The following is a 15297-nucleotide window of genomic DNA, read 5'->3' as shown; positions in this document are numbered from 1 at the left end:
TATGCTGAAGCGTATCGTGGCGGTTTTTTTAGGCGATGGCTTTTCAAAGGCTATTAACATCAGTGTGTCACTGTATTTAATCAGCTTTCTGGCAATTGACCAGTACGCTTATTTCACGGTGGTGTTTACATCAATTATGATGGGGTATCAGGTTGCCTGCGGCCTGATTGAACGACTTTATATTGCTGATCACTCCAATTTTATAGTTAATGCTCAGCAAAAACGTCTATTAATTGCCTTGCCAATTGGAAGCGTATTGTTTGTCTACGCAGTCACGGTTTTAGAATACAAGGCGGGCTTCTACTTTTTGGCAGGATATTCAGTTTTCATATGCTTTCAGATGTCGAGGATAGAGGCACAGAAAAACGAAGAGTTTAAAAGATTTATCGGTATGGATATATTGAAAAACTGTATATGGGCTTCTTTGACTGCCGTATTGGTTCTTGTGGGTGCGCAACTGGCGGATTATTTTCTGATTGTGTTAATTTTTTCAACATGGGTTATTGTGCTGTGTGCAAACCATTCGCCCCGCTCCGTTGCTATAAAACGTAGTGAGTCAAATCTTGGTGAGGTGGCAGGTTCTATTAATTATCTGGTGATGAGAGCGGATATTGTACTCTACTCGGTTTTAGCTGGTTGCATGCCATATATTGCGCTTGTGCTTGTCAGCTTTATGGGGTCGGCCAGCAACGTTGCTGTTTATGGTGTTGCAATGCGTTATCAAGCGTTATTTTCAATGGCGGTCTATGCGATAAATGTTGTATTACTCCCCAGGATGGCAAGTGGCGGTACTGAAGAGGTAAGGTATATTATTTCTGCTTTCTATAAAAAACTACCATACGCACTTTTGGCCTCGATCATTGCCGTCGCAATCGTATGGTACGTAATGCCATTTCTCGGTGCGGAAAAATACTCCGGTGCCCGACTAACTTTTTTGTTGTTCGCAGGCTGCTCGTTGTGCTCTTTGATTTCTGCTCCGGCTTCGACTTTTTTGCTAGCACTAGGGCAATATAGAAGTATGTTAAAGAGTATCTGCTTGGGGCTGCTAACGATTATTATGACTCTGCCAGTTATGCTTTTTTTCAGTAAACTTTATGGCGTGGCATGGGCTTGCGCTTTCGGTTATCTTTGCTCCGCAGGCGCATTGATTCTGCATATGAAAAGAACAGCTCATGAAAATTTTGATCATTAACTACTATTTCGAACCCTTTGTCGGGGCCCACGCTTATCGCTGGAGCCAAATTGCAAAGGTATGGGCTGCAGCAGGGCATGAAGTGAAAGTGATCTCAGGGCGTGTAGATGATGTGCGTTGTGAGATCAGGGATGGTGTTACGGTGGAGCGTATTGGTTTCCTGAGGAGGCAGAACAGTACGCAACCTTCGAGTATGGAGCCATCTGGGTGGGTGAGGGCAATACGCTCAGCTACTGTTGGTCTGCTAAAAAAAGTGAATCGCCTTTTTTTCTGGCCTGATGGCCTGTGGCACTGGCTACCGTTTTTATTGACCTCTCTATTTAAACACAGACATGCGCAATATGATCTGGTGGTCAGTTACTCTCCAACATTCTCTGCGCATTTAGGTGGCTTATTTTACAAAAGAATTAAAAAAAATAATTGCCGTTGGGTTGCGGATTATGGTGACCCGTTTTCTGTTTCTATTTCAATGCCGCCTAATAATCTAAAAATCTATAAAACGTTAAATTCATTCTTTGAGAAAAAAGTCATTAAGTCTGCGGATAAGGCTATATTTACTAATGAGAAAACTTTAATAGAGTATAAGATTTTTTTTGGGGCAGTTTCATGCGCTACGGCAGCTGTTATACCTCACGCAGTTGATGTTGGCTCTTTTTTTCAGCCGGCAAGACATGTTGCGCAAGAGCCCTTTAATCTTGTTTATGTGGGAGCTTTTCATCGTGGCATACGAGAGCCAGATGTTATGGTGAATTTTTTTAATGGACTTCGTGAAAGGTTAGATATTACTGTAAACCTATATGGTCCTCTAAATGGTGTCCCAACATCAGCGGTGAATGTGGGATGTGTGAGGCACCATGGTGTGGTGCCTCGTGACCAAGCTGTTGAGTTAATCAGGGGGGCTGATGTTCTGATAAATATAGAGAATTCAAATTGTGTTATGACACCAAGTAAGGTTGTTGAATATGTAGCTACGGGGTTGCCAATAGTGAATTTTTATGAAGAGGATAGGACGGAGTTGCTATGTGATGATAGGTTAAATGGGAGGGTATTCCATATAAAAGACCTAACGTCTTTAGATGCTGTTGGTGATTTTATTCCTAGGGCTGTTTTTAATGGCTTTTCTTTAAATCAAGTTGAGGACGTTCTTTTTGCATATGATTTGAATAACGTAGCTGATGAGTATCTGGGCGGCGCTTGTGGTTGACTTTATTTTATTTGCGATAGTTTTATTTGTTGGATGTATAATGTTTCTACTGAATAAGGATTTACTGTCGCCTGGAAAGATTTTATTCGTTTTCACATTTCTTTTCTATCTCGGTGTGTTTGCTGGCGACGTTTCGGGTTTGACTATTTTTGCATATTTATTCTTGATGGTCGCTTTAGTGGTGGTGGCATTTATAGACTCAAATTTTGAGTTTAGTGAGTATGTTAATATGCAGGCTGTTCCAATTGGAAAATATGCGATCCTTTTTTTCTTGCTGTTGCCTGCTTTTTGCTTGAAGATAAAAATGGTTATTGATGAGGGTGGGCTTGTAGCGTACTTGATGTCCCTTGCCTTTAGGGTGGTTGAGTTAGAGGGGCGCGGCTGGATCTTGGTGGTCTTTTCTTCGGTTCAAGTTTTTTACGTTTATTTGTGCTATATATTCATGCTCGACTGTAAAAAGAGTGCGCTCAAAATTTTCATCTTCCTATCATCTACTGGTATCTTTTTGTTTGTTTGTTTAACTTCTGGTTCTCGCTCTTCGTTGTTGATGCCTTTGATTACGATATTGGTTATGAGGCACTATCTTATTAAAAGAATAGGCTTGGTATTTTCTGTTGGGTGTTTATTTTTGTTTTTGTTTTTTGTCGCTTTCTATGGGGCTTTTAGAAATGATTTTGGTGGAAATGATTTCTCAGAATTAAGCTTTGAGAAGTTGAATTATGCCCATTTTTATTATGGAACGAATCCCTTAGAAATATTAGCAAGTAGTGATGTAAATGAACCGCTTCTTGGTGCGACATATGCCACTCTTTTTACAAATTTTATCCCTCGAGCTATCTATCCAGAAAAGCCTGATACTGGCGGGTTGGTTTTCACAAAAATCTATACTGGCGATCAGTGGCAGGGGCTATCCAATTTGGCGCCGGGTTCTTTTGTAGAGGGGGTTATGAACTTCGGAATGTTTCCAGGTTTTTTGTGGGGCGGGCTTTTAACTATGATTGTAATGTTTAGTGCTGTTTATCTATTTAAAAGGGCTGTAGTGTACTGTTTTGATGTTGGTGCTAATTTTTACTTCAAGGGTGTGTTATTTATATTGGTGTTCAACTACGTTTTGGTGGCGGCACGATTTAGTTACTCGGAATTCACAAATGTATTTTTTTCTTTTGTATTGTTTGTTGTTTTTCCGCTTGCTGTTATAGGCTTATTTGTTCGGCTAAGGGTTCGGTTATGGTAGTTGTTATTAACGCCTTTTCTGCCAAAGTCGGAGGGGGGAGGACATACCTTTACAACTTGCTGGAAAATCTTCCACAGGAGCATGTTAAGGTATATGTCTTTGGTTATGACGATCTTGACCAGTTTCAGTCGGAAAGTGTGCGCCGTGTAAGAACCCGTTTTCCAGTTTACAACCCAGTGCTGAGACTGTTCTGGGAGTGCTTCATCCTGCCTGTCTGGCTTGCGAGGTTAAAAGCGGACATATTGTTTTGTCCAGGCGGCATTGTGAACACTCGAGCACCGAAAGGTTGCCGGGTCGTAACCATGTTCAGGAATATGCTTCCATTCGATGAGCAAGCGTTGGCAGATGCAAAATCCATTAGGCTAAAGTTTAAGAACTATCTTCTGAGAAAGCGCATGCTCGCGAGTATGGCCTCGGCAGATTTGGTTATTTTCATTTCAGATTATGCGCGTCGCGTCATTGAACGATATATATCGGTCAATCGGGCGGTTACCATTGTACATGGTATCGGTAATGATTTTTTTGTAGGGAATAAGGCGCTGGCGCGGCCTGCTCTCCCTTTTTCGGGTAAGTACATTCTATATGTTTCCCGGTTTGAGTTTTACAAGCGTCACTTACAGTTGGTTGAAGCCTATACTCTGCTTAGTGAATCCATCCGTGATGAGTACAAGTTGTTGATTGTGGGCGGCGGCGGTGGGCAGGCTGCCGCAGAAGTACAAAGCTTCATTTTAGGGCGGGAGCTAGATGCGTCGGTATTTCTACTCGGTGAGTACTCTTACGCAGCGTTGCCTGCACTCTATAAACATGCGAGCTTGTTCACTTTCATGTCGGCCTGTGAGAACTGTCCAAATATTCTTTTGGAGGCTATGGGCTCTGGCGTGCCTATTGTCTCCTCCGATTACGCTCCGATGCCTGAGTTCGGAGGGGCAGCAATCAGATACGTATCTCCAGATGATCCGCAGCGGATATCGGAGGTTCTAGCAGAGACTCTCTCTGATCCTGTACTGCTACAGGCGCTTTCTGCACGTGTAATTGAGCGGTCGCTAGACTACAAGTGGTCTCGTACGGCGATGCTTACTTGGCACGCGCTTTTCAAGATTGCGAACACGTGAAGATAATTTTAGTTACCCAGTATTTCTGGCCGGAGACGTTCATTATTAACGATCTGGCGAAGACTTTGGTCGCGCAGGGACATGAGGTCCAGGTTTTCACTGGCAAGCCTAACTATCCGGAGGGAAAAGTATTTCCGGGATACACATCACATGGCTGTGATCGGGAATTGTACGCCAAAAAAATACCGGTCTTCCGGGCTCCATTGCGACCTCGTGGGCGCGGCGCAATAGGACTGACACTGAACTATCTTTCTTTTGTTTTCAATGGTATTCGTTTTTTTCCCAAGGCCCTCCAAACAGGGGGCAAACCATATGATGTGATTTTCGTTTTTGCGCCGTCGCCGATTTTATCCATGCTGCCAGCCGTACTTTTGAAGTGGAAGGCGAAAGCGCATCTTGCTGTATGGGTACAGGATCTCTGGCCGGAAAGTCTCAGGGCGACAGGCTTTGTTAGAAGCCGTTTTTTATTGTTTTGTGTTGGTGTGCTTGTTAGGGCTCTTTACGCATTTAGTGATACCCTGCTCATTCAGTCGCGGGCATTTAAGACCTCCGTTATGCGTTATGCCAGTGAAAGTAAAATTGTCTACTATCCTAATTGTTATGCGCAGAATGTGGCTGAGAAAACAATGCAGACGGAGATTCCTGCAGAGTTGTTAGCTTTCATGGAGCAGAATTTTTGTCTGGTTTTTGCTGGCAATCTAGGCACTGCTCAGTCACTGGAAACCTTGGTGGCCGCCGCGACAAGGTTAAAACATTTGCCCAGGTGCAAGCTCATAATTGTTGGTGCCGGTAGCATGTATGCATGGCTTGTGGCGCAGAAAGACGCATTGGGTTTGGATAATATGTACCTAGTCGGTCGTTTCCCTTCCTCCGAAATGCCTCATTTTTTCAGTCGCGCGGCAGGTCTACTTGTCACGTTGAGGAAGAGCAACGTTTTCAGCCTGACTGTACCGAGCAAACTGCAGGCCTACCTTGCTGCAGGGCGGCCAATTATTGCAGCGTTGGATGGGGAAGGTGCACGAATCGTCCAAGAGGCGCGCGCGGGATTTTGCTGCGCAGCTGAAGACAGTGCTGAGCTGGCCCGTGCGATTGAGCGGTTATTTCACATGTCGGCCGCCGAGCGCATTCAGTTGGGTGACTCTGGACAACGCTATTTTGCTGCAAATTTTGAGATGAACGCCCAGGGCAGGCGTTTAATCGAGATACTTGAGGAACGGATCGCTCAGGACAGAGAGGTTAAAAGGTGAGGATTTTAGTCTTTGGCGTTACAGGCATGCTCGGTAGTGCGGTATTTAGGCAGTTTTCATGCGATTCGGCCTTCCAGACATGGGGGACGCTACGCAGTTCAGTGGGACGGCGCCATTATTCTGATTCACTTCACGGGAATTTAATTAACAATGTCGATGTTCTCGAGCAAGACGCGTTAGTCAGTTTGCTGGAGTGCGTTCGCCCAGATGTCATCATCAATTGTATCGGTCTGATCAAGCAACTGGCAGGCGCCAAAGATCCGCTGTCGGCGCTACCTATCAACGCCATGCTGCCACATCGTTTGGCGAAACTCTGTGGATTGATGGGCGCTCGGATGATCCATGTTAGCACGGATTGTGTATTTTCCGGGCGCAAGGGCATGTATACCGAAGATGATCTTTCGGACGCGGAGGATCTCTATGGAAAGTCAAAGTTCATTGGCGAGCTGCACGAGGTGCCTCACGCCGTTACGCTGCGTACGTCCATCATCGGCCATGAGCTCGATACCCACCTCTCACTAATTGACTGGTTCCTCGCCCAAAAGGGTTCGGTTAAGGGTTACGCAAAGGCCATATTTTCCGGTTTGCCTACGGTAGAATTGGCCCGGTTGATGAAGGACTATGTAGTACCAAATTCTGACCTGCATGGCCTCTATCATGTGTCGGCAGAGCCAATCGACAAGCTGGCGCTGTTAAGGCTGGTGGCGGAAGCCTACGGACACAAGATCGAGATAGTCCCGGATGAACAGATCCACATAGATCGCTCACTGGATTCCTCTCGCTTTCGTAAGGAGGCTGGTTACCAACCTCCCGCCTGGCCGGAATTGGTCAAAATGATGCGTGATCAGCGTTAATTTTTTTCCTGAAGGTATGTGCCTTTTATGTTCAATGACAAGGTTTTAATGATTACGGGCGGCACGGGTTCGTTCGGAAATACTGTGCTGAAGCGATTCCTTGATACCAATGTCAGGGAAATAAGGGTTTTCAGTCGGGATGAAAAGAAGCAAGAGGACATGCGTATCGCCTTGGCGAACGATAAACTCAAGTTCTACATAGGGGACGTGCGCGATTACGACAGCGTTTCCCAGGCTATGGTAGGTGTTGACTATATATTTCACGCAGCGGCTCTGAAACAGGTGCCGTCGTGTGAGTTCTACCCGATGGAAGCGGTTCGTACCAATGTCTTAGGTACGGAAAATGTACTCAACGCTGCAATCGCCACCGGTGCCAAGAGGGTGGTAGTGCTCAGTACGGATAAAGCTGTGTACCCGATCAATGCGATGGGCATTTCAAAGGCCATGGCGGAAAAGCTCATGGTTGCCAAGTCGCGGATGATTCCATCTTCCGGTCCGGTTATCTGCGCTACACGCTACGGTAATGTGATGGCTTCGCGTGGCTCTGTGATCCCACTGTTCATTAGTCAGTTGAAGGCGGGCGAGCCGCTGACTGTTACCGATCCGAACATGACGCGCTTCCTGATGTCGCTGGAAGACTCCGTGGACTTGGTCCTGCATGCCTTCGAACATGCAGAACAGGGCGATATATTTGTTCAGAAAGCACCCGCTTCTACAGTGGCGGACTTGGCACAGGCGCTAAAAGAGCTATTTTCGCGTGATAACCCTATAAAGATCATCGGTACTCGTCACGGTGAAAAATTATATGAGTCACTGATTTCCCGTGAGGAAATGGCCAAGGCCGAAGACATGAGCCGCTATTACCGGATTCCGGCGGATAACCGCGACCTCAACTACAAGAAATTTTTCGTCGAAGGCGAGCAACATATTTCCGAGCTGGACGACTACACCTCGCACAACACCGAGCGTTTGAACATTCAGGGCATCAAGGATGTACTGCTCAAGCTGGATTACATTCAGGAGCAGCTCGATGCTTAAGGTGATGACACTGCTCGGCACCCGTCCGGAGCTGATCAAGATGAGCCGGGTGATCGCCGAGTTGGATAAACAGGTTCACCACGTGCTGGTGCACTCTGGGCAAAACTACGATTACGAATTGAATCAGGTTTTTTTTGATGACCTGAAAATTCGCAAGCCAGACCATTTTCTGGGCGCAGCGGGCGACACCGCAGCGAAGACCATCGCCGAGGTGATCGCCAAGGCAGATGCGGTGTTCGAGTTGGAGAATCCCGACGCGCTCTTGCTGTATGGCGACACCAACACCTGCCTGGCGGTCATTGCCGCCAAGCGTCGGAAGATCCCGGTGTTCCACATGGAGGCAGGAAACCGCTGTTTCGATCAGCGTGTGCCGGAAGAGTTGAACCGCAAGGTTCTCGATCATCTGAGCGATATCAATATGGTACTGACGGAGCATGCGCGCCGTTACCTGATCGCCGAAGGCATTCGCCCGGAAACCATCATCAAAACGGGTTCGCACATGGAGGAGGTGCTGGAATACTACATGCCGAGGATCGAGGCCTCGGATGTGCTGCAACGCGAGGGCCTGGAGGAGGGCGCGTTCTTCATCGTCAGTACTCACCGGGAAGAAAACGTCGATACACCCGAGAATCTGCGGGATCTGCTGGAAACCCTCCGCGCGCTGGCTGAAACGTATCAGTACCCCGTTATCGTTTCCACGCACCCTCGTACCCGAAAACGATTGGAGGCGTTGAACGAACCGCTGGATCACCCGCTGATCCGCTTTGTGAAGCCTTTCGGTTTACTGGATTACATCAAGCTGCAGATGTCGGCCTTTTGTGTGCTTTCTGATAGCGGGACTATCACGGAGGAGGCGTCGTTGCTGAATCTCCCCGCGGTCACCCTGCGCAGCACGCACGAGCGTCCCGAGGGTATGGACGAAGGTACTCTGATCATGAGCGGCCTGAAAAAGGATCGTGTGCTGGACGCGGTGCGGGTGGTGACCCGTCAACATGAGCGGGGCGTGCGCGTGATTTCCAGGATTAAAGACTATGAAGCGGGATCGGTATCGAAGAAGGTCGTCAGGGTCGTGCTCAGCTACACCGACTACATAAACCGGACCGTCTGGTCGAAAGCCTAAGCGGTCCTGAGATAAATGCGCATTTTGTTGACCGGCTCCACGGGTTTTGTTGGCCGTGGATTGCTGGAAAGAATGTCCGCCGAGGTCGGCGTGGAAACCGTCGCGGTGGTGCGTGATTCCTCGGTAGGGCTTCCTACGCATGCGGCGATCTTCCGGGTCGGCGAGATAGGGGCGGATACCGACTGGCGAGGCGCACTGGAGAGGATTGACGCCGTTGTCCACTGCGCTGCGCGGGTGCACGTCATGCGTGACACCTCTTCCGATCCACTCGCCGAGTTTCGTCAGGTCAATGTGAACGGAACGTTGAACCTCGCTGAGCAGGCCGCGCGCGCCGGAGTCCGTCGTTTCATCTTTATCAGCTCGGTCAAGGTGAACGGTGAGGGGACCGAGTCGGGCAAGCCATACCTTGCCGATAGCCCTCCCGCACCGCTTGACCCCTATGGCATATCAAAAATGGAGGCCGAACAGGGGTTGCGCGCATTGGCCTCTGAAACAGGTATGGAGGTCGTGATTATCCGTCCCGTTTTAGTCTACGGCCCGGGTGTCAAAGCGAATTTCCGCAGCATGATGAGCTGGCTGAGCAAGGGCGTTCCGCTGCCGCTCGGAGCCATCCACAACAGTCGCAGCCTGGTGGCGTTGGATAATCTGGTCGATCTGATCGTAACCTGCATCGATCACCCCAATGCCGCCAACCAGACGTTTCTGGTCAGCGACGCGGAGGATCTTTCCACGACCGAACTGTTGCAGCGTATGGGCCGGGCGTTGGGCAAGCCAGCACGATTGCTGCCTGTTCCGGCCCCGTTGCTCAGGGCTGGGGCCACGCTGCTCGGAAAAGGCGCCGTTGCCCAGCGGCTTTGCGGGTCGCTGCAGGTGGATATTTCGAAGACCCGCGAGCTTCTGGGTTGGACGCCACCGGTAAGTGTGCATGAGGCGCTGCGCAGAACCGCCGAGCATTACTTGGCGCAAAGGGGATGAGCGTTTCGGCAAGGCCGGAGAGGGTAACGAACTTGCTCCTGTGCTCTGGGCCGGGCGTTGAAGGCCTACGGAATGGTTGAGGGACCACAGGTGTTGATCTGGTTGCTACCGGTATTTACCGGCTTTTCTTTTTTTCTGACCTGGGTGCTGCGCCGTTATGCGCTGGTGCGCAGCATCATGGATATTCCCAATGCCCGCAGCTCCCACTCGGTACCCACACCTCGGGGTGGCGGTGTGGCTATTGTGCTCAGCTTCCTGTTGGCTCTGCCGGTTTTTGCGCTTGTCGACGCCGTCGACCTACGCTCGATGTGGGCGCTGCTGGGTGCTGGCGTCGGCATCGCGGTGCTGGGTTTCATTGATGACCACGGGCATATCGCGGCCCGTTGGCGCTTGCTGGGGCATTTCGCCGGGGCGGCCTGGATGCTGTTCTGGTTGGGTGGCCTGCCGGCCCTTTCTTTCTTCGGAAGGACCCTGGAACTGGGCTGGATCGGCCATGTGCTGGCAACCGTTTACCTGGTGTGGCTGCTGAATCTCTACAATTTCATGGACGGCATCGACGGTATAGCCAGTGTCGAGGCAATTTGCGTTTGCCTGGGTGGTGCCTTGCTTTACGGCGTACGGGGTGAGCCGGCGCTGGCCTTGCCGCCCCTGCTGCTGGCCGCTGCAGTCACGGGCTTCCTGTTCTGGAACTTCCCGCCGGCCCGTATCTTCATGGGGGACGCCGGGAGTGGATTTCTAGGCGTGATACTGGGGGGGCTTTCCCTGCAGGCCGCGTGGGCTTCACCGCCGCTGCTATGGAGCTGGTTGATCCTGCTGGGAGTCTTCATCGTCGATGCCACTTGGACACTGGCTCGCCGACTGCTTCGTGGCGACAGGCTTTACCAGGCGCATCGCAGCCACGCCTACCAGCATGCATCGCGTCGATTCGGTCATAAGCCGGTCACGCTGGCGGTGCTTGTCATCAATACCGTCTGGCTATTCCCCGTTGCACTGCTGGTGGCGTTGCAATATCTGGAGGGGAGCGTGGGGCTGTTGCTCGCCTATGTTCCATTGATGCTTCTTGCCGTGCGTTTCGATGCGGGAAAGCGGGAAGCCGGCTGAGCGCTTGTTCAGGGTTGATGAGCGATTGTTATTGAAAGGAGCAGGGTCGATTTCGACGCTGATAGTGGGACCGCCGATGAGTGTTCGCAATTTTCTGGTAAAGATGCCCCGCCGCTACAAGCGACTCGTGCAAGTAGGCGCCGATGTGCTGCTGGTCTGGCTCGCGCTATGGGCGGCATTCGTGGTGCGCCTTGGGTTGGACGATCGGGTAGATCCGCTGGGCGAGCATTTCTGGCTGTTCGCCATCGCACCGATGGTTTCCATTCCAATCTTCGTCCGCCTGGGAATGTACCGCGCGGTGATGCGCTATCTGGGTAACGACGCGCTCATCACCATATTCAAGGCGGTGACGCTTTCGGCCCTGGTCTTTGCCCTGGTCTTCTACTGGTATCGGGTCCCGCTCAACGTCGTACCGCGCTCCATCGTGTTCAACTACTGGTGGATCAGCCTCCTGCTGATCGGTGGGCTGCGCTTGACGATGCGCCAGTATTTCCTGGGTGACTGGTACATCGCGCGCCAGCAACTGCCGTTTCTCAAGCATGACGATCGTCTTACACGCGTTGCCATCTACGGTGCCGGTGCAGCGGGTAACCAACTGGTCAGTGCGCTGCGCATGGGCCAGTCGATGAGGCCGGTGGCTTTCATCGACGACGATGACAGTATCGCCACGCGGATCATCTCCGGATTGAAGGTCTACAAACCCAAGCACATCGAACAGATGATCAACGACACCGGCGCTCAGGAAATCCTTCTGGCGATTCCTTCCGCCTCGCGGATGCGCCGTCGCGAGGTGCTCGTGCTTCTTGAAAAGCATCCCTTGCACGTGCGTAGCGTGCCCGGCTTCATGGATTTGGCCAGCGGGCGGGTGAAGGTCGACGATATCCAGGAGGTGGATATCGCCGACCTGCTCGGCCGCGAAGTCGTTCCTCCCCGCCAGGCGCTCTTCGAGCGCTGCATTCGTCGGCAGGTCGTGATGGTTACCGGGGCGGGCGGGTCGATCGGTTCGGAGCTGTGCCGGCAGATCCTGCTCAATGCACCGACCACGCTGCTGCTGTTCGAGCACAGCGAGTTCAACCTCTACAGCATTCACAGCGAACTCGAGGAACGAATCCGCCGGGAGTCGCTGCCGTTGCGACTGGTGCCAATACTCGGCTCGGTGCGGGATCGCGAGCGGCTCAAGGATGTGATGCGCACCTGGCAGGTGAACACCGTCTATCACGCCGCCGCCTACAAGCATGTGCCGATGGTCGAGCACAACATTGCCGAGGGCGTGCTGAACAATGTGATGGGCTCGCTGTACACCGCGCAGGCCGCGTTGAAGGCGGGTGTCGAGAACTTCGTGCTGATCTCCACCGACAAGGCGGTGCGACCGACCAACGTCATGGGCAGTTCGAAACGCCTGGCGGAGATGGTGCTGCAGGCCCTGAGCCGTGAGAGTGCGCCATTGCTATTCCAGGCGGAGCCCTCGGTTCACCACGTCAACAAGACGCGCTTCACCATGGTTCGCTTCGGCAACGTGCTGGGCTCGTCGGGGTCGGTGATTCCGCGCTTCTACGAGCAGATTCGCAAGGGCGGCCCGGTGACCGTCACGCACCCCAATATCACCCGTTACTTCATGACCATTCCGGAAGCGGCGCAGCTGGTCATCCAGGCCGGCTCGATGGGGCAGGGCGGCGACGTGTTCGTCCTGGACATGGGCTGGCCGGTGAAGATCGTCGATCTGGCGGAGAAGATGATTCGTCTGGCAGGCATGAGCGTTCGCTCGGAGAGCAATCCCAATGGCGACATCGCCATCGAGTTCACCGGCCTTCGTCCCGGCGAGAAACTCTACGAGGAACTGCTGATCGGAGCCGAGGGGGTCACACCCACCGACCATCCGATGATCATGCGCGCCAACGAGGAGTGGTTGCCGTGGGAGGCCTTCAAGGGCGTGCTCTCGAACCTGCTCGCGGCGGTGGACGCTGACGACTATGACCGCGTCCGGCAGATTCTCAGGGAGACCGTCAGTGGCTATGCGCCGGAAGGCGAGATCGTCGATTGGATCCATCAGAAGCGTAAGAGCGAGCCTTGAGGCATTGCATGCGTGCGTGGAAGTTCGCTCCTGCGTCGTTTTCACGCACGCCATAACCGGGATTAAGCCGTAACTCCAATTGACGCGAAAAGTGCGTGGGCTACTTTTAGCCAGCGGTTATGGATGTACCGCACCATCGCATTTCATAAGGAGTTACACACATGCGCAAATGGCTTTCTGCCCTGTCCCTCGCCACACTGACTTCACTGTCTTTTTCCCTTCTCGCCGCTGAACCGGCCAAGCCTGCCGTCGACAAGCCCGTGGTGGAGCAGGCCGCCAAGGTCGCCTCGGTGAACCTGAATACCGCCGACGCCGAAACCCTGCAGCGCGAGTTGTCGGGGATCGGGCTGGTCAAGGCCAAGGCGATCGTCGCATACCGCGAGGCACACGGCCCGTTCGCTTCGGTGGACGAGTTGCTCGAAGTGAAAGGCATCGGCGCGGCCACGCTGGACAAGAACCGGAGCAAGTTGAGCCTGTAATCGGGCGAAAAAAAGCCGATCGAGAGATCGGCTTTTTTATGCACGCTCTTTTTGTAGGTGACGAATATGAAAAAGCCCGGCATTGGCCGGGCTTTTCATATTTGCGAGGAAATTACTGCACTTCCACCGCCAGGCTCTCGGCGATCTTCTTCTGCCAGATCGCCGGACCGGTGATGTGTACCGACTCACCCTTGGTGTCGACCGCCACGGTTACCGGCATGTCCTTCACCTCGAACTCGTAGATCGCTTCCATGCCCAGCTCGGCGAAAGCCAGGACCTTGGACTTCTTGATCGCTTGGGCGACCAGGTAGGCGGCACCGCCCACGGCCATCAGGTACACCGCCTTGTTGTCGCGGATCGCATCGATGGCGATCGGGCCGCGCTCGGACTTGCCGATCATGCCCAGAAGGCCGGTCTGTTCGAGGATCTGCCGGGTGAACTTGTCCATCCGCGTCGCCGTGGTCGGGCCTGCCGGGCCAACCACTTCGTCGCCAACCGGATCGACCGGGCCGACGTAGTAGATGAAGCGGCCCTTGAGGTCCACTGGCAGTTGCTCGCCTTTGTTCAGCATGTCGACCATGCGCTTGTGCGCGGCGTCGCGGCCGGTGAGCATCTTGCCGTTGAGCAGCACGGTTTCGCCCGGCTTCCAGCTTTGCACTTCCTCGGGCGTGAGGGTGTCGAGGTTGACCCGGCGCGCGCTCGGGCCGGCTTCCCAGACGATTTCCGGGTAGGCGTCCAGCGACGGCGCTTCCAGCTCGGCCGGGCCGGAGCCGTCGAGAATGAAGTGGGCGTGACGGGTAGCGGCGCAGTTGGGGATCATGCACACCGGCAAGGACGCGGCGTGGGTCGGGTAATCCATGATCTTCACGTCGAGCACGGTGGTCAGGCCGCCCAGGCCCTGGGCGCCGATGCCCAACTGGTTGACCTTCTCGAACAGCTCCAGGCGCATCTCTTCGATCTTGTTCTGCGGGCCGCGGGCTTTCAGCTCGTGGATGTCGATCTCGTCCATCAGGACTTCCTTCGCCATCACCGCCGCCTTTTCCGCGGTGCCGCCGATGCCGATGCCGAGCATGCCCGGCGGACACCAGCCTGCACCCATGGTTGGCACGGTCTTCAGCACCCAGTCGACGATGGAGTCGGACGGGTTGAGCATGGCCATCTTCGACTTGTTCTCGGAGCCGCCGCCCTTGGCCGCCACGTCAACTTCCACGGTATTGCCGGGAACGATGGAGTAGTGGATGACCGCCGGCGTGTTGTCCTTGGTGTTCTTCCGGGCGCCTGCCGGGTCAGCAAGGATGGAGGCACGCAGGACGTTTTCCGGCAGGTTGTAGGCGCGCCGCACGCCCTCGTTGATCATGTCGTCGAGGCTCAGGGTGGCGCCATCCCAGCGTACGTCCATGCCGACCTTGACGAAAACGGTGACGATGCCGGTGTCCTGGCAGATCGGACGATGCCCCGTGGCGCACATGCGCGAGTTGATCAGGATCTGCGCCATCGAGTCGCGGGCCGCCGGCGACTCTTCGCGCAGGTACGCCTCGTGCATGGCTTGGATGAAGTCGACGGGGTGGTAATAGGAAATGAACTGCAAAGCGTCGGCAACGCTCTGTATCAGGTCGTCTTGCTTGATCAGGGTCACGGGGCGCGCTCCTCTATGAACGTCGGGAACATCA

The 15297-nt window shown here is 52.9% G+C and carries 13 protein-coding genes; 12 read left to right on the top strand and 1 reads right to left on the bottom strand.

Translation table 11 applies throughout. The features are described 5' to 3' along the window. The first annotated feature begins 1 nt into the window (after position 1). From BLV15_RS22005 to BLV15_RS21175, 12 genes are all read left to right on the top strand, one after another. Positions 2-1192, top strand: coding sequence for a lipopolysaccharide biosynthesis protein (locus BLV15_RS22005; protein ID WP_139210767.1), 1191 nt, complete (start codon positions 2-4; stop codon positions 1190-1192). Then, on the top strand, positions 1173-2396 hold the full coding sequence (locus BLV15_RS22000; protein WP_139210766.1) for a glycosyltransferase family protein: 1224 nt from the start codon (positions 1173-1175) through the stop codon (positions 2394-2396). Before BLV15_RS22005 ends, BLV15_RS22000 begins: the two co-directional genes overlap by 20 nt. Then, positions 2368-3630 carry a hypothetical protein gene (locus tag BLV15_RS21995; RefSeq protein WP_139210765.1) on the top strand — a complete coding sequence of 421 codons (1263 nt, stop codon included), beginning with the start codon at positions 2368-2370 and terminating at the stop codon, positions 3628-3630. Before BLV15_RS22000 ends, BLV15_RS21995 begins: the two co-directional genes overlap by 29 nt. Beyond that, on the top strand, positions 3624-4742 hold the full coding sequence (locus tag BLV15_RS21215) for a glycosyltransferase family 4 protein (RefSeq protein WP_090231720.1): 1119 nt from the start codon (positions 3624-3626) through the stop codon (positions 4740-4742). The genes BLV15_RS21995 and BLV15_RS21215 overlap by 7 nt, the downstream gene beginning before the upstream one ends. Continuing rightward, positions 4739-5989, top strand: a complete 1251-nt coding sequence (locus BLV15_RS21210) for a glycosyltransferase family 4 protein (RefSeq protein ID WP_090231719.1) — start codon at positions 4739-4741, stop codon at positions 5987-5989. Before BLV15_RS21215 ends, BLV15_RS21210 begins: the two co-directional genes overlap by 4 nt. After that, entirely contained in the window at positions 5986-6843 is an 858-nt protein-coding gene (locus BLV15_RS21205; RefSeq protein WP_090231718.1) for a dTDP-4-dehydrorhamnose reductase family protein, read from the top strand. Before BLV15_RS21210 ends, BLV15_RS21205 begins: the two co-directional genes overlap by 4 nt. Positions 6844-6870: 27 nt before the next feature. Further along, the gene (locus BLV15_RS21200; RefSeq protein WP_090231717.1) at positions 6871-7881 is read left to right on the top strand and encodes a polysaccharide biosynthesis protein; all 1011 of its coding nucleotides are present in this window, start codon (positions 6871-6873) and stop codon (positions 7879-7881) included. Beyond that, complete coding sequence (gene wecB / locus BLV15_RS21195) at positions 7874-9001, top strand: non-hydrolyzing UDP-N-acetylglucosamine 2-epimerase (RefSeq protein ID WP_090231716.1); 1128 nt, start codon at positions 7874-7876, stop codon at positions 8999-9001. Before BLV15_RS21200 ends, wecB begins: the two co-directional genes overlap by 8 nt. Positions 9002-9016: 15 nt before the next feature. Continuing rightward, positions 9017-9976 (top strand): UDP-glucose 4-epimerase family protein, encoded by a 960-nt coding sequence (locus BLV15_RS21190; RefSeq protein ID WP_090231715.1) that lies wholly within the window; start codon positions 9017-9019, stop codon positions 9974-9976. A gap of 90 nt (positions 9977-10066) precedes the next feature. Further along, complete coding sequence (locus BLV15_RS21185) at positions 10067-11077, top strand: MraY family glycosyltransferase (RefSeq protein ID WP_245728246.1); 1011 nt, start codon at positions 10067-10069, stop codon at positions 11075-11077. A gap of 76 nt (positions 11078-11153) precedes the next feature. Beyond that, positions 11154-13148 (top strand): polysaccharide biosynthesis protein, encoded by a 1995-nt coding sequence (locus tag BLV15_RS21180; protein ID WP_090231713.1) that lies wholly within the window; start codon positions 11154-11156, stop codon positions 13146-13148. A gap of 161 nt (positions 13149-13309) precedes the next feature. Beyond that, positions 13310-13627, top strand: a complete 318-nt coding sequence (locus BLV15_RS21175) for a ComEA family DNA-binding protein (RefSeq protein WP_090231712.1) — start codon at positions 13310-13312, stop codon at positions 13625-13627. A gap of 112 nt (positions 13628-13739) precedes the next feature. On the opposite strand, the gene BLV15_RS21170 is transcribed toward BLV15_RS21175, so the two are convergent. Beyond that, positions 13740-15263, bottom strand: a complete 1524-nt coding sequence (locus BLV15_RS21170; RefSeq protein ID WP_090231711.1) for a fumarate hydratase — start codon at positions 15261-15263, stop codon at positions 13740-13742. Between the last annotated feature and the right edge of the window lie 34 nt (positions 15264-15297).

The sequence above is a fragment of the Pseudomonas kuykendallii genome (assembly GCF_900106975.1).
GTDB lineage: Bacteria > Pseudomonadota > Gammaproteobacteria > Pseudomonadales > Pseudomonadaceae > Pseudomonas_O > Pseudomonas_O kuykendallii.
The sequence above is the reverse complement of the archived record's forward strand: the minus strand, read 5'-3'. Positions and strand labels throughout refer to the sequence as shown.